Source organism: Dankookia rubra (assembly GCF_004355005.1).
Lineage (GTDB): Bacteria > Pseudomonadota > Alphaproteobacteria > Acetobacterales > Acetobacteraceae > Paracraurococcus > Paracraurococcus ruber_A.
Genome location: NZ_SMSJ01000323.1, coordinates 1 through 692 on the forward strand (window position 1 = coordinate 1; position 692 = coordinate 692).

The 692-nt window shown below is 61.7% G+C and carries 1 protein-coding gene; it reads left to right on the plus strand.

The features are described from left to right. Positions 1 to 692, plus strand: a 692-nt coding sequence (locus E2C06_RS36820) for an MFS transporter (RefSeq protein ID WP_133293430.1), incomplete at both ends; no start/stop codon positions are given.

Consider the following 692-nt stretch of genomic DNA (forward strand, 5'->3'; position numbering starts at 1 on the left):
TGGCCCTGCTGGTCCATCGCCGTCCGGAAGACATTGGCCTGCTACCGGACGGCACTCGACATGTCACTGGTCCCGGCGGGACGCGGCGCACCTCTCACGTCGTAGATCCCGTATGGGTATCAATTGAATGGACGCTGGCGAGGGCGGTTCGGACGAGCCGCTTCTGGTGGCTTGCACTCGGCTATTTTTGTGTGCTCTTCGCTTGGTACGCAGTGCAGGTCTATCAGACGAAGTATTTGGTCGAGGTCGGGTTTAGCCCTGCCGTGGGCGCCTGGGCGCTTGGCATCGTCGCTGTTGTTGCCATTCCTGGGCAGGTGGCCCTCGGGGCCCTTTCGGACCGAATTGGGCGCGAATGGGTCTGGTCGGTCGGCTGCCTCGGCTTTGCGATATGCTACGCGACCCTGATCGCGCTCGGACGTTCACCGTCGCCGGGACTGCTCTGGGTGATGGTGCTCTCGCAAGGACTTCTCGGCTATGCCATGACATCGGTCATGGGTCCCATCGTCGTGGAAATTTTCGAAGGACCGCATTTCGGGATCATCTTTGGCACGCTCAACGTTGCAATGATAGCGGGCGGAGCCGCCGGTCCTTGGGTTGCGGGTACGGTGCACGATGTGACTGGCAGCTACGACCTCGCCTTTGCTTTGGCTGCCGTGCTATGTGCGGCGTCCGCAGCTGCAATCTGGATCGCG